Origin of the sequence: Psychrobacter sp. SC65A.3, assembly GCF_025642195.1 — a bacterium.
Taxonomy (GTDB): Bacteria; Pseudomonadota; Gammaproteobacteria; order Pseudomonadales; family Moraxellaceae; genus Psychrobacter; species Psychrobacter cryohalolentis.
Map to the genome: position 1 here is coordinate 268161 of NZ_CP106752.1, position 23230 is coordinate 291390.

Genomic DNA, 23230 nt, shown 5'->3' on the forward strand with positions numbered 1-23230 from the left:
ATGGGGCTTTTTCTGTTCAGAGAATGCGTTTAGTTTTTTGGAGGATTACCGTTAGAAAGAGTTTTGTCTTGCTCGCTTAAATGTTGAGTCATCTCAGCACGTAGCCAAGATTTTAGGTTTTCAGACATCAGCATCATCTGATCGCTCAAATAATCGTCAATCTGCATTTCAAGCTCATGAATTAAGTCTTTATGAGTGACGCTGAGTTTGGCATCTTTAACGGCTAAGCTGATCGCTAAACTGGCTTTATTGTTGATGGCGTTAATAGTGCTATCATTTTTGATGCTGTCATCATCAGTTGCATTAGCATGTTCGCTAATGGTTTTACTACTAACAATATGTTTCTCATTATCAGACTCATCATTGATGATAGTATCAACTTTATCGTCGATTTCTGTTTCATCTGCATCAGCTGTTTTTAGTTTTATAGCTGCTTCTAAATGATTTTTATCATCAGCAAACAGTGTCTCTTTTTCTGCTTCTATTTGAGTATTTTCAGCTTCTTTATGCTTGTTTTTTTCTTCTAAAGCTTGTTCTTTTAACCTACTTTCCTTTGTTAAGTGAGCTTCTTCTTGACGTTTAATCTCTTCTGCTGCTTTGATTTTTTGTTCTTCTTCTAAACGCTGTTGTTCAAAAATTAGCTGTTCTGCCGCTTGTTTATCAGCGATTGCCTTGGCGATAGCTTGCTCAGCTTCGTGATTCTCATAGAGATCATCAAGGTGTGCATCTAGGTCATGGGTGCTAAAAACAAAAGTTTCAAATGGCGTTTCAGCTTTCAATAAAGTTGTGATATCGGTGAGTTCTTGGATGATTGAGGCACGGATAGGCTCTGGTGCACACGTCCAGCGCTGATAAAACTGATGAGAAAATGAATAGCTTGACATGGTATCGTCCATAAATGTTGCAAAAATTACCCCTTATCATACGCAAGGATGATAAGGGGCTGCAAGTAGACAATCGTAGTAAATCTGCCACAAAGGTTACAAGGTCTCACTCATAAGCTTGACGCCTTAATGATTGAGTGGCCAGCGAGAAAATATTAATGAACCATTGGTGCCACCAAAACCAAAGCTATTGGATACGGCATACTGTAAGTTTTCAACTTTGCGCGATTGGTTGGCAACATAATCCAGATTACAGTTATCCTCAACATTGTCCAAATTAATCGTTGGCGGTACTTGTTGATGTTGCAAAGCAAGAACAGTAAAGATGGCTTCAACGCCGCCCGCAGCGCCAAGTAGATGACCGGTCATTGATTTGGTGGAGCTGACCAAGATGCTATCTTTCACCGGTGCAAATACCGTTTCAATGGCGATGGACTCAGCGACATCACCGGCAGGCGTGCTAGTGCCATGGGCATTAACGTAACCAACGACTGACGGCTCAATGCCGGCATCATTTAAAGCATTACGCATCGCTCGTGCTGCACCACTACCGTCTTCTGGCGGTGCGGTAATGTGACTGGCATCATCACTCATACCAAAACCAACCAATTCAGCCAGTATCGTCGCACCGCGTGCTTTTGCGTGAGCAAGACTTTCTAGTACCATGACCCCTGCGCCATCACCAAGTACAAAACCATCGCGGTCTTTATCAAATGGGCGTGAAGCTCGAGTTGGCTCGTCATTGCGAGTTGAAAGGGCGTGCATGGCACCAAAACCTGAGATACCAAGTGGGCTTGAGCCTTTTTCACTACCGCCTGCTAGGATTACATCGGCGTCGCCATAAGCAATCAAGCGCGCTGCCAGACCAATTGCATGAGTTGCTGTAGTACAAGCAGTGGACGTTGCAAGGTTTGGACCTTTTAAAGTATGTTTGATCGCCACCAGCCCTGCTGCCATATTGACGATAGAGCCTGGAATGATAAAGGGAGAGACTTTACTGGCACCTTTTTCACGTAAAGTATCACGGCTATTTTCGATGTTTTGAATACCTCCGATACCTGAGCCTATAATGACACCAAAGCGCTCTTGATCAACACCTTGTACCGGAGCGTCAGCAGCGCTTACTTCATTGATAAAACCTGCTTGCTGTAGCGCCATAGAGGAAGCAGCAACCGCATAATGCATAAAATCATCATAACGGCGTGCGTCTTTAGCATTCATATATTGCTTTGGATCGAAGTCTTTGACCACGCCTGCGATTTGCGCACGATAACCCGATGCGTCAAAATGACTAATAGCGGTGATGCCGCTTTCACCTTTGAGTAGTTTTGCCCACGAGCTTTCGACATCTAATCCCAATGGCGTGACCGCGCCCATACCTGTCACGACAACGCGCATCTCATCAGTGCGTTCAAAATGTGGCGGCTTATGACGTTTTTTTGTCTGAGCGATGGCAATAGGGTTATTAACAGTACTATTCGTAGCTTGGTCGATAAGTGAGTCGTTCGGTAAACTGCTGTGCTGGCTCATTCGCTATATCCTATACTGACAGATCCTAAGAGGAGTGTATTTCTAAAGCCATTATAAAACACATAGGTGTACGCATGTAAACTAAAATTTGACCGCTCAGGCAAAACATACTTGTCCCAATACCACGCCTTTACTTGCGCCTGTCACGGCAGGCAAGTTACCGGTTTCACCCATAAGCGTTTGTCTTGCTAACCAAGCAAAGGCAACGGCTTCTACCCAAGTTGGCTCAAGTCCCAAGCCGGCTGTCGTTTCTACTTTGCATCGTGGCAGATGTACTTGTAAGCGAGTCATTAAATAATTATTTAACGCCCCGCCGCCGCAGACATAAACAGCATTATTGCTACTAGCATTGATAAATAGATTGATTTGCGCACTGGCACTGATGGCGGTCAGCTCAGTAAGCGTTGCTTGTACATCGGCGGATGAGTAGCGAACATCAGCAGAAGCCTGGTCGAATTTTTGTAACTCATCTTGTAGCCATGCTAAGTTAAAATCTTCACGCCCCGTACTTTTTGGGTAGTTTTTCTTAAAAAATGGATGCTCTAATAGCTGATTCAGTAAAGGCTCAACGACTTGACCTGACTGTGCCCATGTACCGCCCGCATCATAATCCTTGTCCGTGTGCAATGTTGTCCACGCATCCAATAATAGATTGGCAGGACCGGTATCATAACCAACCACGCTATCAGATGGCTGATTTTCTGAGTGTTCATTAGAATCTACAAGGTCATTAGAAATCGCTGGCAAGACAGCGATATTAGCAATACCGCCCAAGTTTAATAATACACGCGTGCTATCAGGCACCGCAAACAATGCTTGATGAAAAGCTGGAACCAAAGGCGCACCTTGACCACCAACTGCCATATCACGGCGACGGAAATCACTGACGACGCTAATACCCGTACGTTCAGCAATGATATTGGCATCGACCAATTGCAAGCTAAAGCCCAGTTGCGGACGATGGCGTACCGTTTGACCATGACAGCCAATCGCTAGTACAGATTCACTATCAGTATTTGATTGCTGCAATAATGTATTAACCACGTCGCTTGAAAATTCTGCATATTCTTTACTTGCCCAGCCAAACCAGTCTAGTTCGCTATTTGGTTCATCATCGGATGGCGTTAATGCTTGAATCCCATTAGGCTGACACAATGCTAGTAGCACTTCACGCAGACGCGGTGGGAAATCTTGGCTATGAGTCGCTAACACGTGCATCGGTTGTTGGGTATTATCTTTCTCACTGAATTGACAAAGAACCGCGTCCATACCATCTAAGCTAGTGCCCGACATCATACCTATATATAAGCCATCATCGAAGTTTTCAAACACCGTTTGTTCGAGCGCATCGGTCAAGGTGGCATAGTTTAAATCGTCCATATTATCTAGACGGCTATCAAAATCATCATCTAAACTCAGATTTGAAAAATTATTATGCTGACTATCAGCAATCGATGCAGGGTTGGTCATGGCAATTTACCTTAAAAAACGCTAGTATATCTGTCAAATTCTAACATTTTTTGATGGCTACGAGATTCTAAATAGCCCAAACGCTTTACCCTTTAAATAAAGACAATAAAGAGAGCATCATGACCACCCAAACTTATACCCTAGAAGAACAACTAGCAATAATCCAACGCGGTACACAGGAAATCCTATCTGAAGAGGATTTGGTTAAGAAGTTGAAACTGAATCGCCCGCTACGTATCAAAGCAGGCTTTGATCCCACCGCGCCTGACCTACATTTGGGTCATACCGTATTGATTAATAAGCTGAAGCATTTTCAAGATTTGGGTCATGAGATTTACTTTTTAATCGGTGATTATACCGCCAAGATAGGTGATCCTTCTGGCAAAAACAGCACGCGTCCGCCATTGACCGATGAGCAAATCAAAGTCAACGCGCAGACTTATGCTGAGCAAGTATTTAAAATTCTAGATAAAGAAAAAACCCGCATTGTCTTTAACTCTGAATGGTTCAAGGATATGTCAGCAGGCGATATGATTCAGCTTTCTAGCCAATTGACTGTCTCACGTATGCTTGAGCGCGATGATTTCTCTAAACGCTACGCGGCGCAAACGCCAATTGCCATCCATGAGTTTTTATACCCATTGGTGCAAGGTTATGATTCTATCGCACTAAAAGCCGATGTCGAGCTGGGCGGTACTGACCAAACCTTTAACATCCTAATGGGACGTACCCTGCAAGGTCGTTATGGTCAAGAGCCACAAGTGTGTATCACCGTGCCAATCTTAGAAGGGCTAGACGGCGTTAATAAAATGTCCAAGTCACTTGGCAACTATGTCGGTATTTATGATGCGCCGGGCACCATGTACCAAAAACTGCTTTCGATGCCTGATACCTTAATCCGTCGCTACTTTGAATTTTTAAGCTTTAAGCCGATGGAAGAAGTCGAAGGGTTAATGGCAGAGATGGAAAACGGTCGCAATCCACAAGAAATCAAACGCATTCTTGCTGAAGAATTGATTGAGCGTTTCCATGATGCTGACGCTGCTGCCAATGCACACAAGTCAGCGGGTAACGTGCTTGCTGATGGCGAATTGCCAGTCGATTTACCAGAAGTGACCTTAGATTTAGAAGGTGCTGAAGCGTTATTTATTACTCAAGTACTGAACCAAGCTGGACTAGCTAAAAACAGCTCATCTGCTAAAGACATGATTAAACGCGGCGCGGTGAAAGTAGATGGCGAAGTCGTCGACGCGGGCTTTAGCTTAACGTCTGGTCAGACAGTCGTTATCCAAGCAGGCAAAAAGGCCTATGCGAAAGTGACAGTAGCTTAATAATTTATTGAGATAAGCTATTGAGAGTAAGAATAAGGTCGACATGATGGTCTACCTTATCTATTTTTGCGATGTAAATATAATGAGAAAGTATTTAATTCGTGCATTTATAATAAAAATTAGGGTTCAATCATGACAAAACCTATCCCCCAAGGTATCTACCGCCATTACAAGGGCAGCCTTTACCAAGTTTTGCATACCGCGCAGCATTCAGAAACGGAAGAGTTGCTGGTGGTTTATCGCTGTCTCTACGGTGAGTATGGCGTTTGGGTAAGACCGTTAGCGATGTTTTCTGAAACTGTCACGGTAGATGGTAAGCAGTTACCTCGATTTGAGCTTATAAAAGAATTGGCTGATTAAACCTAAGAATTTTCTGATAACTTATAATCAAAAAAAGCGACCATTCAAGGTCGCTTTCTTGTTTATATACAAAATTCATTAGCTGTTTAAAAAAGCAATTAAAGCTTCATTAAATTCTTTAGCATGCGTCACATTGATACCGTGCGGGCCGCCTTCAACGATATGAAGTTGACTATCTGCAATCATTTCGTGCGAACGCTGACCACTGACCTCTAACGGTACGATTTGATCTGCATCGCCATGAATGACCAAAGTTGGTACATCAAATGCTTTTAGGTCATCACGGAAATCGGTATAGCTAAAAGCTTTGACACAATCATAGCTAGCTTTGGCGGAGGCAAATGCAGCAATATCACGGTTATATAAGCGTAATGGTTTACTAACTAATAACGTGCCGTCTTTTGGGGTAAAAAACTGCTTAGTAAAATCATTTAGGAAGGCAATACGGTCACCGCTGACACCATCTAAGAATTGCTGAATATCTTGCTTTTCTAGACCACCTTCAGGATTGTCATCTGTTTTATATAAATAAGGCGGCACAGCAGAGGCTAACACTGCTTTACTGACACGTTCAGAACCATATTTCCCAAGATAACGCGCCACTTCGCCGCCGCCCATAGAGAAGCCGACGATAGTAGCATTTGTTAAATCTAGCTCATCCATCAAGGCTTTTAAATCTTGTGCCAAAGTATCGTAATCATAACCATTCCATGGCTGGGAGGATTTCCCGAAACCACGTCTATCATACGTAATCACTTGATAACCAGCCTCAACCAGCGCAGGAAGTTGTGACTCCCATGCCCGTCCGCTTAATGGCCAACCATGAATTAACACGACAGGTTTGCCGGTACCTTGGATTTCGTAATACAGTTCGACAGGTTGCTCGTTTTGTGTTGCAACTTTTACATATGGCATGTTCAGATCCTTTTTATATTATTATAAAGTTTTTATAATGACGCACTTTTTTGATTTGGTTTTTTGGTTAATGAAGGCGAACGTCAGCTTTTTAGTATAAAAGTAGGTTTGAGTAATTACTATGACGTGTTGTAAAGTTATAGTGTCGATTATAGAGTTTTTAAGTGACATCGTAATGTTATGCTTAAGTTTCCAAACAACTCTTTAACACTTTATAAAACCCAACAGGTTCATCCATCGGTACTGCATGACCTGAGCGCGGCAACACGACCTCAGTTGCATTGGGTAGCATCTGGGTGACTTTTTGCTGCCACTTAGCATCGTAAAGTTTGGAGCGACCACCGATGAGGTTAACAACTGGAATATTGACACGCTCTATCGCGCCGCGAAAGTCATAGGGTAAGGTCAAATAGGCTTGTAAGCAGCGCATTTTATGATGCCAAATACTGTGGTCATAAAGCGCAAGTTTAGGGTCATTTTTATAAGTCATCACTTGTATAAAAGCTTTTGAGCGCGTGCGATTGACGGATAATAACGAAAACAGTCGTTCGACATCCGTTGCACGACGTTTAAGAGCAAAAGGCAGATGGGTAAAGCTTTTGATGTCAGCATAAGGCAAAGTCTTATCAATCACCTCATGAAAGATATCGAATACTTCTTGCTGGCGCGTGCCAAACAAGCCACCTTGCCAATCAGGTTGATTATGAATAGCAGGACTTTGGTCAATATTCAAATAGCGGCTGACTCTTGCGCTACCATAACGCTCAAAATACGCCCACATCACTTGCGCACCCATCGAGATGGCGGCAACTGGCAAGGATTCTATATTGCGCGCCAAGCAAATTTGCTCAATAACGACACTAATATCATCTGCATACTGACGCACAAAATCAAACTGGGTCAGCTTGATATCTTTTGCCGCTCCAAACCCTCGCAGATGCGGTAGATAAAACGCATACTTACCAACTAAAGGTAAAATAAACGGCAAAAACTCACGCGCATCCATACCATAGGCATGCAAGAGCAGCATGGGTTTACCATTTCCTATCACTGACACTGGTAGTAATGTACCGTCAGTTAAAGCAATATCAATCGTCTTCAATTGATAGTTAGCAGGAAGTTTGATTAAGTTTCTCTTCATAAGGCAATGCATCTTGTTTTCATTAAGCGGTTTTACCAAGTCGATTTAGCCAAAATGTATCGTAGCAAAAGTCTTTATCTCATTTCTAAAAGACTGCTATATTAAAATAGGTAACTGAACATAACATAAAAGCTGTTTAGGGTTAAAAGCAGTTGAGCGGTAAAAGTAGCGACTTGTCATAGACTGTGACCAATCGAATCAAACGTCAGCAAGTAAAATATAAGGATATTAAGGTATGAACAAGTCAAATTTGCCATTGCTTGATAGTAGCCTATATCCGCAAATCTGGCAGCAGCAGAACTTTGCTAGTCCACAGACATTATTGATGGAGATGTTAACAGCAGATACCACACTAGACGCCGATGCTTTCACCAAGCAATTGCTAGCCAATGATATTTATCAAGACTGGATTAATAGCAGCGTGTTTGGACGTTATTTACATCGTAATTTTACGGCGTTTTCTCAGCAAACAGAAGACAGTTTCAATATTGATATGCCTTCGCTGTTTCGTCAGGAACTAATGCGTCACGCGCAGTATTTACCATTAGAGCAGGTATTGTTTTTTGCAGGGGATTTACCAAAAAGTGTACGTCAGACAAAGGTGTTAATTACAACTGTTAATCCTGTTACCGCCACCATTAATGCTCAGAAGCTAAGTGAAAAAGCTACCATCAGTAATTCGACCACGATTATCAATCAGATAGTGATTAAAGGTAAGCAAGTCTTAGGATTTCCGATACGGCACAATAAACGCACTAGCGAGCGCTTGCGTAATGAAGTACTGATTTTAGATTTTCAAGAGTTGCGCTTGGTCAATGAAGAGAATGTCAGTAGCAAAAAAAGAAGCAACATAGAGGAATCTATATTGCTTCGGTCTTATGAATTACGTTAATAGGCCAAACAGTCAGCTAAAATTTTAAGAGTCTTGCTTAGCAATCGTTAGTCCGTTATAAGTTTGCGCGACAGGCATGACTTCCAAGCGATTGACATTAATATGGGCAGGCGATTCAATCAACCATAATAAGATATCGCCGATATCATCGCCGGTCATGGTTTTAAAGCCGTCGTAAACCTTGGCGGCTTTATCGTCATCGCCGTGGTAACGCACGTTTGAAAACTCAGTACCCGCGACATTACCCGGTTCAAGGTTGGTCACGCGCACTTGCGTACCGATTAAATCCGCACGCAGATTTAGGCTAAACTGTTTGACAAACGCTTTGGTCGCACCATAAACGTTACCACCAAAATAAGGCCAACTTCCGGCAATTGAGCCGACATTAATGATATAACCGCTATCGCGTGCGACCATCGCTGGCAAGACCGCGTGAGTCAGCGCCATCAACCCTTTAATATTGGTATCGGTCATACGCATCCAATCATCAAGACTAGCCTTGTGCGCAGGCTCTGTACCAAGCGCCAGTCCCGCATTATTGACCAAGACATCGATTTGTTTAAAATCAGCAGGCAAATCCGCAATGATTTGCGGGATAGACGCTGTATCACTCACATCCATGACCACAGGTAAAAACGCTTCGCTCAAATTTTCTGCCAAAGCATTGAGTTTGTCTAAGCGTCTGGCACAGCCAATCACGCGATGACCATTGGCAATCAAACGCTCAGCCAGCGCTTTACCGAAACCCGCGCTTGCGCCTGTAATCAATACGTTCATCTTATATCCTTATCATTGATGTTTTGTACATATGTCATGTTGTTTGAGACGACAGCTTGTCTTAGTTTATCTGCTTTGGCTTACTTATTAAATAATTGCTTACCAAAGATTTTATCACCAGCATCGCCCAGACCCGGAATGATATAACCGTGCTCATCCAAATGACTATCTAATGCAGCAGTATAAATGGTCACGTCAGGATGTGCTTCATTGACTACACGGACCCCTTCAGGTGCCGCAACTAACACTAATGCTTTAATATTAGTACAGCCATTTTTCTTAAGCATTTCGATAGTTGCAACCATCGAGCCGCCAGTGGCTAACATTGGGTCAATGATAAGGGCTGGGCGTTTATCCATATGGCTAACAAACTTTTCAAAGAACGGCACTGGTTGTAAGGTTTCTTCATCGCGCTGTAAACCAACGACAGAGATTTTTGCCGTAGGAATCAAATCGAGCACCCCATCAAGCATACCAATACCCGCGCGTAAAATCGGTACGATAGTTGCCGTCTTACCGATGATCTGCTCTCCAATGATTTCACCACACCAGCCTTCCATCGGAAAGGTTTCAATTTCAAAATCGCGGCTAGCTTCATACGCCATCAAGCGTGCAAGCTCTTTGGTCAACGTGCGAAATTTATAAGTGCTACAGTCTTTTTCGCGCATAAGGCTGAGTTTATGACGGACTAACGGGTGATCGATAACAGTGATTTTTAAGTCGCTCATAAGTATTCTCTTGGTTTTTTGGTCTGATGCTTGATTAGTATAAAAGCTACAAACACTTACTGCACTTCAACCCTATATTTAGCCTATCAATAGTAAGCTTAATCCTTTAATAAAAAGTAAGCCAAAGGCATTTACAACAAGATCGGTTTTATTTAAGCCGACTATGTTTGACTATATAGCGCTATAACAAATGAAGTAGTGTTTAGGCTTGCTATGATAGCAAAAAAACCGCTTTTCTGATGAAGAATCTTATGACCAAAACCTCACCGAATAATCCTATCCATCCACAAAAAGCTGCTAACGACTTTGTGTGGACACAGAAATTAAAGACCGATAGCGCAAATATCGAAACCCATCCTTTTGGTCCTGTCCTACCACCTGATGCCACTGTCATGATGATGGGCAGTTTTCCGCCCACTGCCGATAAATGGGCAATGAGGTTCCATTATCCCAATTTTCAAAATGACATGTGGCGCATTTATGGACGCGTATTTTTTGATGATGCGGATTATTTTAGAGTAGGGGACGAAAAACGATTTGATCCTGAACGTATTCGAGCCTTTATGTTTGAGCGTGGTATAGCCTCTTGTCCCACGGTAGTACAAGCGATTCGTGAAACAGGCAATGCGTCTGATAAAGACCTTACGGTCGTGACCACCGTCGATCTAGACACAATTTTGCCGCAAGTACCGAAAGTACAGGCACTATTCACCACTGGTGGTAAGGCAACAGAGGTCTTACTGAACTTATTAGCTGAACCACCTGCCAAGTCAAAGCATCCTAAGACCAATCAGAGTATGGACTATCCTTATAAGTGGCAGGATAAAGATAATAAAAAAGCTGATGTTAATAGTTTAACCTTATATAGACTGCCTTCTACCTCGCGCGCCTATCCTTTAGCATTAGATAAAAAAGTCTCTGCTTATAAAGACTTCTTCAAAAAGATAAGTAAGCTATAAAAGTGTTATATATAGAAGAAGCTATGAGGCTATATATAAGCACTAACTAAGGACAAGAATTGATTTTGGTAAAGGTAAAACCACTTTCAACCCTAACTGACTGATAAATAGATGGTATTGATGATAAGGGTAGATAATCGCCAAAATATCGGGCAAAGCCCCTTGACCCTCTACTAAAACAGCGTATACTGCCACCCAGTCGGAGAGGAAGGCGGGTTGGAGTGGTTTACCGCTTAGACAATTTAGCCAACCGAAAAAATTACTTTTAACTTAACTCAAATTAAAATAATTTACTTCTTGACTTACTAATTAAAGCGTCTATAATACGCACCTCATTAAGACGAACCGGAATCAGCTACTGTGTGATTACACAATAACTAACCAGTTAACTTAAAGAAACAAATTAAGAAAAGAAGTTGACAGACTATTAAAACATGATATGATGGTCAGCTCGCTAAATAGGATAAGCCAGATTGGTTTAGCATATTTAGTAAGAATACTCTTACTGGACGACAGTTAGAGACATTATTTAAAAGCATAACTAAAGAACAACTTGTGTGGATTTTTGCTGATTCAGAATGCTAAAAAATAAAGTTGGTTGACTATCTTTTCGATAGGATTCTAACTATAAAAATTATCATTTAAGACAGTAAAAAAACTCAAAGTTAATTCATTACGAACATAATTTTTAGCGATTTTGCCAGATTAGATGAGCCAAGTTTAGAAGTCTCTTTAAAGGACTTCATAGCAAGATTAAACTGAAGAGTTTGATCATGGCTCAGATTGAACGCTGGCGGCAGGCTTAACACATGCAAGTCGAGCGGAAACGATGATAGCTTGCTATCAGGCGTCGAGCGGCGGACGGGTGAGTAATACTTAGGAATCTACCTAGTAGTGGGGGATAGCACGGGGAAACTCGTATTAATACCGCATACGACCTACGGGAGAAAGGGGGCAGTTTACTGCTCTCGCTATTAGATGAGCCTAAGTCGGATTAGCTAGATGGTGGGGTAAAGGCCTACCATGGCGACGATCTGTAGCTGGTCTGAGAGGATGATCAGCCACACCGGGACTGAGACACGGCCCGGACTCCTACGGGAGGCAGCAGTGGGGAATATTGGACAATGGGGGAAACCCTGATCCAGCCATGCCGCGTGTGTGAAGAAGGCCTTTTGGTTGTAAAGCACTTTAAGCAGTGAAGAAGACTCCGTGGTTAATACCCACGGACGATGACATTAGCTGCAGAATAAGCACCGGCTAACTCTGTGCCAGCAGCCGCGGTAATACAGAGGGTGCAAGCGTTAATCGGAATTACTGGGCGTAAAGGGAGCGTAGGTGGCTCGATAAGTCAGATGTGAAATCCCCGGGCTCAACCTGGGAACTGCATCTGATACTGTTGAGCTAGAGTATGTGAGAGGAAGGTAGAATTCCAGGTGTAGCGGTGAAATGCGTAGAGATCTGGAGGAATACCGATGGCGAAGGCAGCCTTCTGGCATAATACTGACACTGAGGCTCGAAAGCGTGGGTAGCAAACAGGATTAGATACCCTGGTAGTCCACGCCGTAAACGATGTCTACTAGTCGTTGGGTCCCTTGAGGACTTAGTGACGCAGCTAACGCAATAAGTAGACCGCCTGGGGAGTACGGCCGCAAGGTTAAAACTCAAATGAATTGACGGGGGCCCGCACAAGCGGTGGAGCATGTGGTTTAATTCGATGCAACGCGAAGAACCTTACCTGGTCTTGACATATCTAGAATCCTGCAGAGATGCGGGAGTGCCTTCGGGAATTAGAATACAGGTGCTGCATGGCTGTCGTCAGCTCGTGTCGTGAGATGTTGGGTTAAGTCCCGCAACGAGCGCAACCCTTGTCCTTAGTTACCAGCGGGTTAAGCCGGGAACTCTAAGGATACTGCCAGTGACAAACTGGAGGAAGGCGGGGACGACGTCAAGTCATCATGGCCCTTACGACCAGGGCTACACACGTGCTACAATGGTAGGTACAGAGGGCAGCTACACAGCGATGTGATGCGAATCTCAAAAAGCCTATCGTAGTCCAGATTGGAGTCTGCAACTCGACTCCATGAAGTAGGAATCGCTAGTAATCGCGGATCAGAATGCCGCGGTGAATACGTTCCCGGGCCTTGTACACACCGCCCGTCACACCATGGGAGTTGATTGCACCAGAAGTGGATAGCTTAACCTTCGGGGGAGCGTTCACCACGGTGTGGTTGATGACTGGGGTGAAGTCGTAACAAGGTAGCCGTAGGGGAACCTGCGGCTGGATCACCTCCTTATAGATGGCATTCGGTCAGCAAGAATTCACAACAAGTTGTTCTTTAGTTTAAGCTAGTTTATTAGCTAGAGGTATATGCCTCGCACAGGCCTGTAGCTCAGCTGGTTAGAGCACCGTGTTGATAACGCGGGGGTCGGCAGTTCAAGTCTGCCCAGGCCTACCATTATTAGGGGCCATAGCTCAGTTGGTAGAGCGCCTGCCTTGCACGCAGGAGGTCAACGGTTCGACTCCGTTTGGCTCCACCACATAATAAACTATTCTTTAGATGCTAATAAATAAATAGGTATCAAATAGAAACAAGTGATTCGTCTTAACAAAGACAAGATTACTTCTTTCTGTTTTATACAGAATCTGTGACTCGACGAGAGCACAGAGACTATTTAAAAACATAGATATGAGTCTGGGTTAGGAACACGTGTTCACGCGTTGTTTCTAACCTTAATAACTCACTACTTAACGACATCAGTTGTTATCCCAGTGGTGAGTTATTAAAAAAGTAAAGAGAACTGAATCAAGCGTATAAAATTAGGTGATATCGTTATCATAATTAGGCTTTACAACACTTAGCGGTCGAGAGACTACTTGGGGTTGTATGGTCAAGTAATGAAGCGCACATGGTGGATGCCTTGGCAGTCAGAGGCGATGAAAGACGTGACAGCCTGCGATAAGCTTCGGGGAGGCGGCAATATCCTGTGATCCGGAGATTTCTGAATGGGGAAACCCACCTACCATAAGGTAGGTATCTTGTACTTGTACAAGAGGCAAACGAGGGGAAGTGAAACATCTCAGTACCCTTAGGAAAAGACATCAAATGAGATTCCCCAAGTAGCGGCGAGCGAACGGGGAGAAGCCGATTAATGCTAATGTAGAAGAACAGCGTGGGAAAGCTGACCGTAGTAGGTGATAGTCCTGTATTCGAAACATTAGCGTTAACATATTAAGTAGGGCGGGACACGAGAAATCCTGTTTGAAGATGGGGGGACCATCCTCCAAGGCTAAATACTCCTGACTGACCGATAGTGAACCAGTACCGTGAGGGAAAGGCGAAAAGAACCCCTGTGAGGGGAGTGAAATAGAACCTGAAACCGTGTGCGTACAAGCAGTGGGAGCCTTAATTTATTAGGGTGACCGCGTACCTTTTGTATAATGGGTCAGCGACTTATGTTCTGTAGCAAGGTTAACCGTTTAGGGGAGCCGTAGGGAAACCGAGTCTTAATAGGGCGTTTAGTTGCAGGGCATAGACCCGAAACCGAGTGATCTATCCATGAGCAGGTTGAAAGTGCCGTAACAGGCACCGGAGGACCGAACCCACTATCGTTGAAAAGCTAGGGGATGACTTGTGGATAGGGGTGAAAGGCTAATCAAACTCGGTGATAGCTGGTTCTCCCCGAAAGCTATTTAGGTAGCGCCTCGGACGAACACCATTGGGGGTAGAGCACTGTTTCGGCTAGGGGGTCATACCGACTTACCAAACCGATGCAAACTCCGAATACCGATGAGTGATATCCGGGAGACACACAGTGGGTGCTAACGTCCATTGTGGAGAGGGAAACAACCCAGACCGCCAGCTAAGGCCCCAAATTCCTAGTTAAGTGGGAAACGAGGTGGGAAGGCATAGACAGCTAGGAGGTTGGCTTAGAAGCAGCCATCCTTTAAAGAAAGCGTAATAGCTCACTAGTCGAGTCGGCCCGCGCGGAAGATGTAACGGGGCTCAAACTAGGAGCCGAAGCTGCGGATTTGAATTTGTTTTCAAGTGGTAGGGGAGCGTTGTGTAAGCCTGTGAAGGTGTGTCGTAAGGCATGCTGGAGGTATCACAAGAGCGAATGCTGACGTGAGTAACGATAATGCGAGTGAAAAGCTCGCACGCCGGAAGATCAAGGGTTCCAGTCCAACGTTAATCGGGGCTGGGTGAGTCGACCCCTAAGGCGAGGCCGAAAGGCGTAGTCGATGGGAAATCGGTTAATATTCCGATACTTGTTTATAATGCGATGGAGGGACGGAGTAGGTTATGTCAGCCTGGCGTTGGTTGTCCAGGTGAAAGGATGTAGGCAGACAGTTTAGGCAAATCCGGACTGTCATTATGCTGAGATCTGATAGCAAGCTGTACTTGTACAGCGAAGTGGCAAATACCATGCTTCCAGGAAAAGCTTCTAAGCAATAGTTATAAACGAATCGTACCCTAAACCGACACAGGTGATCAGGTAGAGAATACCAAGGCGCTTGAGAGAACTCTGCTGAAGGAACTAGGCAAAATGGTACCGTAACTTCGGGAGAAGGTACGCTGCCGATGGTGATAGGACTTGCTCCTTGAGCTGTTGGCAGTCGCAGATACCAGGCTGCTGCAACTGTTTATTAAAAACACAGCACTCTGCAAACACGAAAGTGGACGTATAGGGTGTGATGTCTGCCCGGTGCTGGAAGGTTAATTGATGGGGTTAGCGTAAGCGAAGCTCTTGATCGAAGCCCCAGTAAACGGCGGCCGTAACTATAACGGTCCTAAGGTAGCGAAATTCCTTGTCGGGTAAGTTCCGACCTGCACGAATGACATAATGATGGCAGCGCTGTCTCCAGCAGAGACTCAGTGAAATCGAAATCGCAGTGAAGATGCTGTGTACCCGCGGCTAGACGGAAAGACCCCGTGAACCTTTACTACAGCTTTACATTGAACTTTGACCTGACTTGTGCAGGATAGGTGGGAGGCTTTGAAGCAGACACGCTAGTGTTTGTGGAGCCAATCTTGAAATACCACCCTGGTCATGTTGGGGTTCTAACTCAGGTATAACAATACCGAGGACAATGTATGGTGGGTAGTTTGACTGGGGCGGTCTCCTCCTAAAGAGTAACGGAGGAGTACGAAGGTGCGCTCAGACCGGTCGGAAATCGGTCGTAGAGTATAAAGGCAAAAGCGCGCTTAACTGCGAGACCCACAAGTCGAGCAGGTACGAAAGTAGGTCTTAGTGATCCGGTGGTTCTGTATGGAAGGGCCATCGCTCAACGGATAAAAGGTACTCTGGGGATAACAGGCTGATACCGCCCAAGAGTTCATATCGACGGCGGTGTTTGGCACCTCGATGTCGGCTCATCTCATCCTAGGGCTGAAGCAGGTCCTAAGGGTATGGCTGTTCGCCATTTAAAGAGGTACGCGAGCTGGGTTTAGAACGTCGTGAGACAGTTCGGTCCCTATCTACCGTGGGCGTTGGAAATTTGAGAGGATCTGCTCCTAGTACGAGAGGACCAGAGTGGACGAACCTCTGGTGTTCGGGTTGTCACGCCAGTGGCATTGCCCGGTAGCTACGTTCGGATGGGATAATCGCTGAAAGCATCTAAGCGAGAAGCCCACCTCAAGATTAGATTTCCCTAAAGAGCCGTTGAAGACTACGACGTTGATAGGCAGGGTGTGGAAGCACAGCGATGTGTGTAGCTAACCTGTACTAATTGCTCGTTTGGCTTGACCATACAACACCCAAGTGGTTTGTATGAAAGCTCTAATTAATCTATCTTGTATAGCCTAGGCTATAGAATATATATAATTTCGATATCACCTTTAACCTTGATTCAGTTAGGTTACAAGTTGGTCGACCAATAGATAATATCTTGACGTCAAAACAATAATAACAGACTCATATCTAACCCCCTTTGCTGACGACAATAGCACGATGGAACCACCTGATCCCTTCCCGAACTCAGAAGTGAAACATCGTCGCGCCAATGGTAGTGTGGTTCGCCCATGTGAGAGTAGGTCATCGTCAGCTCTCTATTCCTAGATAAACCCCCAACGTTAATTCGTTGGGGGTTTTCTTTTGGCTGGAGTTTGGTTGGGGTGAGTTTATTTGCAGTTGAAAGGCTCAAATAAGCTTTTTCTGTTATGAAAATCGCTATATCTTATATTCAATATATTACTTGTTATTCATTTAAAATGATTTGACTTATATCGTTATAGCTGCTAATTTTAAAGAGTATTTCAACTTTAGTTAATTAAAAGCATTTATAGAGTCTATACGGAAATTGACCTTATAATTAACTTATTAGTAAAGACTTATACCCTATCCATGGTTATCAAAAGGAATTGATAATGAAGTTAGCTCCTCTTTTTTCAATAGGTGCCTTAGCAGCTATTAGCTTTCTAGGTTGTTCTAATCAAGCTTCTGATAGTACTGATGCTTCTGCAGCAACTTCTCAAGAAACAACCACATTGCGCTTTTCTCATTTTTGGCCAGCAACCTCCTCTATTAGTACAGAGGTCTTTGAACCTTGGGCTAAGCAAATAGAAGCAGATTCTAATGGTCGTTTAAAAGTAGAGTTATATCCTTCAGCAGGTCTTGCTAAAGCAGACGTTACTTATGAATCTACTGCCAAAGGCACGATAGATATTGGCTCACAAGCACACGGCTATACCAATGGTCGATTCCCTTTAACTCAGATTACTGAGCTTCCCGGTTTATCAAACTCAGCGACTCAGATGGGTTGTATGCTCCAAACTCTATACGAAGATGGTACTTTAGCGGGTGAATATGAAGATACCCATATGTTGTTTATGTATGGTGCTGGACCGGGTGCATTGCATACAACGAACAAATTAATTCGCACACCTGAAGATATGAAGGGTATGCGTATTCGCCGTCCTTCTGCCGTCGCTGGCGACATTATTGAAAGTGCGGGTGCCTCACCAGTAGGTTTGCCTGCCAATGACATGTATACCTCTTTACAACGTGGCGTCGTTGATGGTTTGAGTTTTCCATGGGAAGCTGTGACCGCCTTTAAAATTGACGAAATTACCAAATACCATACCAATATTCCTTTTTATAGTTCAGCGCTTATGGTGACTATGAATAAAGATAAATATGAGAGTTTACCGGATGATTTGAAAAAGGTACTGGATAAAAATTCAGGTATGGCGCTTGCCAATAAGGTTGGTGAAGTATTTGATAAACATGATGATATGGCAATAGAAGCAGCTAGGAAAAAAGGTGATGAAATCGTTGAAATCCCTGATCCATTGAATGATCCTAACTGGAAAGGACCGCTTGAGAAAGGTACCAATAAATATCTTGCTGATGTTAAAGCGCTAGGTCTAGATGCAGATGGCGTTTATGCTAAAGCAAAAGCCGCCAGTGCAGCCTGTAAGGTCTAACCTAAAGGAGTTTCGCATGGTATTTTTAGTTAAACTGAGCATCCTCATTTCAAGGTTATGTCAATTCATTGGTGGTATCAGTCTCATTATCATTGTACTGACCACCATGCTAGATGTTATTGCCCGCTATGTATTTAAGCTCACCGGTGGTGAGTTTGGATTTACGGTCAAAGGCAGTGTTGAGATTGTCTCTTACTTCATGCTCTTTGCTTTACTTGGTGCTTTTGCTGCTTTTGTTGAACGCTCACAAATTATTGTCGATGTATTCACACAAAAGATGTCAAAAGCTTTGAAAGGTTACATGATGGGCACCTTTATGATGGGGTTCTTTATCATTGGTATCGTGTTCGCATGGGGTCTCTATGAAAGCGCTTTTGATGCAATAGAGTACGGCAAAGTCACCCAAGACCTTCGAATATCTATGATGCCCATTTACGCTATTAGTGCCTTCTTAAGCATTTTACTTGCCATTCGCTCATTGATCGAATCAATCAACATCTTTAAAACAGGCGAGTTCTTTGACGCTGAGGAGACAGGCGCATGAGTCCAGAAATTATTGGTGCCATTGGTTTGTTATGTATGATTGCGATGGTCATGCTGCGTGTTCCTGTTGCACTTGCGATGCTTGGTGTTGGTTTGGTTGGCTTTGGTGCGGTGACAGCACCGATTGGTGCTGTGCAGATGCTCAAAGACTTACCTGTTGATGTTTTAGCGAAATATGATTTTAGTGCTATTCCATTGTTCATACTTATGGGTGTCTTTGCTTCTCATTCTGGTATGGCGGGGAAGTTATTTGATGCTACTCGAACTATCTTTGGTGGTGTTAGGGGTAGTCTAGGTATTGCTGGTATTGGTTCATCCGGTATCTTTGCATCCATTTCAGGGTCATCATTGGCGACAGCGTCTACCATGACCAAAGTAGCATTGCCACAAATGGAGAAATACGGTTATCAGCCAGGTTTTGCCTGCGGTATTTTAGCTGCTGGTGGTACTTTGGGAATCATGATTCCGCCCAGTATTGCACTGCTGGTCTATGCCATCTTAACCCAGCAGTCAGTTGGTGATATGTTTATCGCTGGTTTCTTACCGGGTATGCTTGGCATGGTGATGTACTCGATCACTGTCATGATCATGGTGCGCTGGAAGCCACATTTAGCACAACGTGGGGAGCCTACTTCTTGGAAACAAAAGCTCATTTCTTTGACAGGTCTTATTCCCTTTAGCTTTATCTTCATCGTAATTATCGCGGGTATTTTCTTTGGGCTATTTACCCCGACAGAAGGCGCTGCAGTTGGGGCGTTTGTATCGTGGGCTTATGCTTTTGCCAAAGGCATGCGAATGACGGGGCTTAAGCAATCATTAATTGAGACGCTTGCCCTCTCTGCGGTGGTCTTCTTTATGTTACTTGGTGCTGAAGCACTCGGCTACTTTATCTCAGTATCGCGCTTGTCTTATAGTTTGGCGACGTGGATTGGTACATTGGCAGTTAGCCCAATGATAGTATTGATCTGCATTTTGATTATGTACTTTCTGTTAGGCTTGTTTATGGATGCCCTAGCGATGCTGGTGATTACGATTCCGGTAGTGTTCCCAATCATTGTTGCGTTAGGTTATGATCCGGTTTGGTTTGGTATTATTGCAGTATTAACCGTAGAGCTCGGACTCATTACACCGCCTATGGGTATGAATATCTTTGTGATTAAGGCAATGGCACCACATATTAAGCTGTCCGATATGTTCAAGGGGGTGATGCCCTTTATTGTCTCTGACTTGATTCGCTTAGTCATTTTGGTCGCGTTCCCAGCGATATCTTTAGTGCTACTAAGTTAATTCCTACATAAAATAACACTGGAGCATTGTTGCGTACTATGTATAACGCTAGAATAATTGAGAGACATCGTTTTGAAGTAGCATCTCTACGATAAGCTTGTCTTAAAACACTCATTTTAGAATCACATGGATGCGAGAAATACTATGACTATTGCTAAGAATATCGAGATCAGTAGTACCTCTGAAAGCAGTTTTGAAGATGCTATTCAACAAGGTATTGAGCGGATTTCTAAGACCGTCAACAATGTTGAAGGCGCTTGGATAAAAGAGCAAAAAGTAGGGGTTACTGATGGAAAAATCAGTAAATATCATGTCATTATGATTGTAAGCTTTGTTATTAATGATGGTACTGATATTAGCTAAGTGTTGATTGAAACCTAAAAAAGACTGCGATTGCAGTCTTTTTTTTGTCATAAAAAAAATATATTGAGGATTGTTGTGATTAGCAGGAGTAGCCACACGGCTTGCCTAAATATGTAGTAAAATAAAACGCTACCATTTTGAATATTTAGAATAGAAGTAAACATTTATGGCTGTCGATTTTAGTAACACGCTCATAGTCGCGATTTCTGCAACCGCTTTATTTGATTTGTCAGAGTCTGAAAATCATCTCATATCGCTTTTACAGCAGCGTCCCCACGATGCCGTTAAAGAGTTCCGCAACTATATGACTGAGCGTGAAAATGACCCGTTGACCATTGGCGCAGGTTATCCGCTGATTAAAGCACTATTGAATTTAAATCATTATTGTCATGATTGTGATAATAAGAATGACGGTGTCAATGCACCCTTGGTAGAAGTGGTCATTGTCTCAAAAAGTAGCCCTGATACAGGTATTCAAGTCCTAAATGCAATACGTGAACATGGGTTAACCATTTCGCGCTCAGCATTTATATCTGGCAGCCCTATTGCACCTTATATCAAAGATTTTAATGTGGATTTGTTTTTGACGACCAATCTTGAAGATGCGCAGCAGGTTGCAGATGCTGATATCTGTGCTTGTGCGATATTAGATGCCACGCCAGTCAATACTTATGAGTTGGATACCAAGCAGTTGCGTATTGCCTTCGATGGTGATGCAGTGTTATTTGATGATTCAGGCGAGCTGCTTTATAAGCAAAAAGGGTTACAAGCGTTTCATGACCGTGAAGCCAAAATGCGCGATTTACCGATAGAAAAAGGTCCTTATGCAGAGTTATTAATTAAGCTGTCCAAAATGCAAGAGCGTCTGCCAGCAAGCCTGCATTCTTGTCCGATGAAAATAGCCTTGGTGACGGCTCGCAATGCCCCAGCTGACTTACGAGCGATAAAAACATTGCGTAATTGGGGCGTAGATATTGATATGGCGTTTTTTTTGGGAGGACTTGAAAAGACTTCAGTACTTAAAACATTTGCGCCGCATATTTTCTTTGATGATTCAGTTAAGCATATCGATGCGGCTCGTAGCTTTGTACCAACGGCGCTAGTGCCTTATCATTCAACCTCGCTATTACACGCCAGTAGTATATTAACTGCCAATAAAGATGCGTCATCGCTATCTTTTAAACCCGTAGAAACGACGATTTTATCTACCAGTCAGTAACATGCGTTTAACGAGACAAAAAGGATAAAACAGTAGATGAATTGGCAGCAATTGGCGACGCTTGTAATCGTACGCATTAAGCAAGTATTCGGTCTATACGCTTTTGTGCTGATACCAATGTGGGTGATGTTTTTTCTTAATGACGCTGTATTTTTTGGTCTATGGAATATTTTTGGTATTGTGCCGCGAGCATTGGATATTGGCAGTATGATAGGGGTATTTGCCTCATGGACGATGCATGGTAATTTCTCACATCTAGTGGGAAATTCGCTGACACTGATGCAGATTTTGTTCTTATTTGGTTTATTTGAAAATAACGCTTATCGTACCGTTGTTAAGTTGATAGTTGCTGCAGGACTTGTGACATGGGTGATTGGTTCACCATTATCGATACATATTGGCGCTTCAGGGCTGTGTTTTGCGATGCTTGGATTTATGATAGGTGGGGCAGTGTTCGCTAGGCGTTGGGGCTATTTACTTGCTTGTATTGTGATGGGTACGGGTTATTGGCTGACTATCAAACAAGGTTTGATACCGCAGCAAGGTATCTCATTTGCGGCGCATTTTGGTGGTCTATGCGCCGGATTGTTGTTGGGTGCCAATTCTAAACATGCTTATACGAAAGTGAATAATCGTTATTAGCCTTATTTTTCGGCAAATATATTTAGACAGACTTTTTAATAATTCATAAAGATAACGATAAGTCAGCTAACAGTGGCTTCAATGATTGAGTTATTTTTTATTAATACAAACATGGATATATAGCGGATCATTTTTTTCTAATGGACGCCAAGCAGTCGTTTGTTTCACATGCTCATCAATACTTAACTTACTGCCTTTTTCTTGTAATACATAGTCTGCACGAGCAGGGGCGGCACAGTCGATCACTTGCGGTACTTGCTGTACACTTCTACGTCTCTCAAACAAATACAAATTGACCAAGTACACCTCTGGGTTATCGGCGTTAGCACGAGCGTGTCCGCTATCAGCCGCTATAAAGCGTAACGTCTGTGGTTTAACGTATGACCACGGACGAAACCACGTACCTTCTTCAACTTTTTTGACGACATGAACGCCTTCAGGAAGCTGTGCAAGCTGTTGACCAAACCAGCTATATTCTTGACTTATTTGGAAGCCAAAGATACCTATCGCACCAAATAATGGAATAAGCCATCTTGGCGCTTTCTTACCTGCAAGTTTGCTGAGGTGAGTGATAACTAGTGCTATCCCAGCTAGACCAAACCCAGCCGCTATGGTTGCGATAAACTCAAAGAGCATAAGACTTTTCCTTAACGCAATCAGCGCATTTCATATCAATTATTAAAAATAAAATCATGTGTTCAGCCTTTTTAAGCACATTTGTTATTGCGTTTATGCTTAACTTTCTCATTATTTTTACTTTTAAGA

18 protein-coding genes, 2 tRNA genes and 3 rRNA genes are annotated in these 23230 nt (G+C 43.4%); 15 read left to right on the top strand and 8 right to left on the bottom strand.

The genetic code is table 11. From position 1 onward, the window contains the following. Positions 1-29 precede the first annotated feature (29 nt). The 3 genes from OEG80_RS01155 to OEG80_RS01165 form a co-directional block, all read right to left on the bottom strand. The gene (locus tag OEG80_RS01155; protein ID WP_263241353.1) at positions 30-884 is read right to left on the bottom strand and encodes a hypothetical protein; all 855 of its coding nucleotides are present in this window, start codon (positions 882-884) and stop codon (positions 30-32) included. Between the two features lie 126 nt (positions 885-1010). Further along, positions 1011-2414: a beta-ketoacyl-ACP synthase II gene (gene fabF / locus OEG80_RS01160; RefSeq protein ID WP_442792442.1), complete on the bottom strand. Its 1404-nt coding sequence runs from the start codon at positions 2412-2414 to the stop codon at positions 1011-1013. A 96-nt stretch (positions 2415-2510) separates the two neighbouring features. Beyond that, a complete protein-coding gene (locus tag OEG80_RS01165) occupies positions 2511-3884 on the bottom strand; it encodes an anhydro-N-acetylmuramic acid kinase (RefSeq protein ID WP_263241354.1) in 1374 nt (457 codons plus the stop codon). Between the two features lie 119 nt (positions 3885-4003). Between OEG80_RS01165 and tyrS the strand changes: the two genes are divergently transcribed. Together tyrS and OEG80_RS01175 are read left to right on the top strand one after the other, a co-directional pair. Beyond that, positions 4004-5215, top strand: a complete 1212-nt coding sequence (gene tyrS, locus OEG80_RS01170; RefSeq protein WP_263241355.1) for a tyrosine--tRNA ligase — start codon at positions 4004-4006, stop codon at positions 5213-5215. Between the two features lie 132 nt (positions 5216-5347). Next, entirely contained in the window at positions 5348-5575 is a 228-nt protein-coding gene (locus OEG80_RS01175; protein ID WP_263241357.1) for a DUF1653 domain-containing protein, read from the top strand. A 78-nt stretch (positions 5576-5653) separates the two neighbouring features. Here the strand turns inward: OEG80_RS01175 and OEG80_RS01180 are convergent, their stop codons facing one another. Together OEG80_RS01180 and OEG80_RS01185 are read right to left on the bottom strand one after the other, a co-directional pair. Then, complete coding sequence (locus tag OEG80_RS01180; protein WP_263241358.1) at positions 5654-6490, bottom strand: alpha/beta fold hydrolase; 837 nt, start codon at positions 6488-6490, stop codon at positions 5654-5656. Positions 6491-6674: 184 nt separating this feature from the next. Next, entirely contained in the window at positions 6675-7631 is a 957-nt protein-coding gene (locus OEG80_RS01185; protein WP_263241359.1) for an alpha/beta fold hydrolase, read from the bottom strand. 235 nt (positions 7632-7866) lie between these two features. Between OEG80_RS01185 and OEG80_RS01190 the strand changes: the two genes are divergently transcribed. Continuing rightward, positions 7867-8523, top strand: coding sequence for a hypothetical protein (locus OEG80_RS01190; protein ID WP_263241360.1), 657 nt, complete (start codon positions 7867-7869; stop codon positions 8521-8523). Between the two features lie 24 nt (positions 8524-8547). Here the strand turns inward: OEG80_RS01190 and OEG80_RS01195 are convergent, their stop codons facing one another. Beyond that, the gene (locus tag OEG80_RS01195) at positions 8548-9300 is read right to left on the bottom strand and encodes an SDR family NAD(P)-dependent oxidoreductase (RefSeq protein ID WP_263241361.1); all 753 of its coding nucleotides are present in this window, start codon (positions 9298-9300) and stop codon (positions 8548-8550) included. Positions 9301-9380: 80 nt separating this feature from the next. After that, complete coding sequence (gene upp / locus OEG80_RS01200) at positions 9381-10028, bottom strand: uracil phosphoribosyltransferase (RefSeq protein WP_011281223.1); 648 nt, start codon at positions 10026-10028, stop codon at positions 9381-9383. Between the two features lie 251 nt (positions 10029-10279). Between upp and OEG80_RS01205 the strand changes: the two genes are divergently transcribed. From OEG80_RS01205 to OEG80_RS01260, 12 genes are all read left to right on the top strand, one after another. Further along, positions 10280-10987 carry a DNA glycosylase gene (locus OEG80_RS01205; RefSeq protein ID WP_263241363.1) on the top strand — a complete coding sequence of 236 codons (708 nt, stop codon included), beginning with the start codon at positions 10280-10282 and terminating at the stop codon, positions 10985-10987. Between the two features lie 755 nt (positions 10988-11742). Next, positions 11743-13281, top strand: a 16S ribosomal RNA gene (locus tag OEG80_RS01210). Between the two features lie 85 nt (positions 13282-13366). Then, positions 13367-13443, top strand: a tRNA-Ile gene (locus OEG80_RS01215). A gap of 6 nt (positions 13444-13449) precedes the next feature. Next, positions 13450-13525, top strand: a tRNA-Ala gene (locus tag OEG80_RS01220). A gap of 349 nt (positions 13526-13874) precedes the next feature. Beyond that, positions 13875-16736, top strand: a 23S ribosomal RNA gene (locus tag OEG80_RS01225). 182 nt (positions 16737-16918) lie between these two features. Beyond that, positions 16919-17032, top strand: a 5S ribosomal RNA gene (gene rrf / locus OEG80_RS01230). The 16S, 23S and 5S rRNA genes sit together here with 2 tRNA genes alongside, the layout of an rRNA operon. Positions 17033-17352: 320 nt before the next feature. Beyond that, positions 17353-18411, top strand: a complete 1059-nt coding sequence (locus OEG80_RS01235) for a TRAP transporter substrate-binding protein (protein WP_263241365.1) — start codon at positions 17353-17355, stop codon at positions 18409-18411. A gap of 16 nt (positions 18412-18427) precedes the next feature. Further along, positions 18428-18955, top strand: a complete 528-nt coding sequence (locus tag OEG80_RS01240) for a TRAP transporter small permease (RefSeq protein WP_149409958.1) — start codon at positions 18428-18430, stop codon at positions 18953-18955. Beyond that, positions 18952-20241 carry a TRAP transporter large permease gene (locus OEG80_RS01245; RefSeq protein WP_133104870.1) on the top strand — a complete coding sequence of 430 codons (1290 nt, stop codon included), beginning with the start codon at positions 18952-18954 and terminating at the stop codon, positions 20239-20241. Before OEG80_RS01240 ends, OEG80_RS01245 begins: the two co-directional genes overlap by 4 nt. 144 nt (positions 20242-20385) lie before the next feature. Next, positions 20386-20604 (top strand): dodecin family protein, encoded by a 219-nt coding sequence (locus tag OEG80_RS01250; protein ID WP_041753268.1) that lies wholly within the window; start codon positions 20386-20388, stop codon positions 20602-20604. A 166-nt stretch (positions 20605-20770) separates the two neighbouring features. Further along, positions 20771-21823, top strand: a complete 1053-nt coding sequence (locus OEG80_RS01255) for a 5'-nucleotidase (RefSeq protein ID WP_133104869.1) — start codon at positions 20771-20773, stop codon at positions 21821-21823. Between the two features lie 36 nt (positions 21824-21859). Continuing rightward, the gene (locus tag OEG80_RS01260; RefSeq protein ID WP_263241366.1) at positions 21860-22465 is read left to right on the top strand and encodes a rhomboid family intramembrane serine protease; all 606 of its coding nucleotides are present in this window, start codon (positions 21860-21862) and stop codon (positions 22463-22465) included. A gap of 90 nt (positions 22466-22555) precedes the next feature. Here OEG80_RS01260 and OEG80_RS01265 read toward each other — a convergent pair whose 3' ends face one another. After that, the gene (locus tag OEG80_RS01265) at positions 22556-23101 is read right to left on the bottom strand and encodes a hypothetical protein (protein WP_263241367.1); all 546 of its coding nucleotides are present in this window, start codon (positions 23099-23101) and stop codon (positions 22556-22558) included. Between the last annotated feature and the right edge of the window lie 129 nt (positions 23102-23230).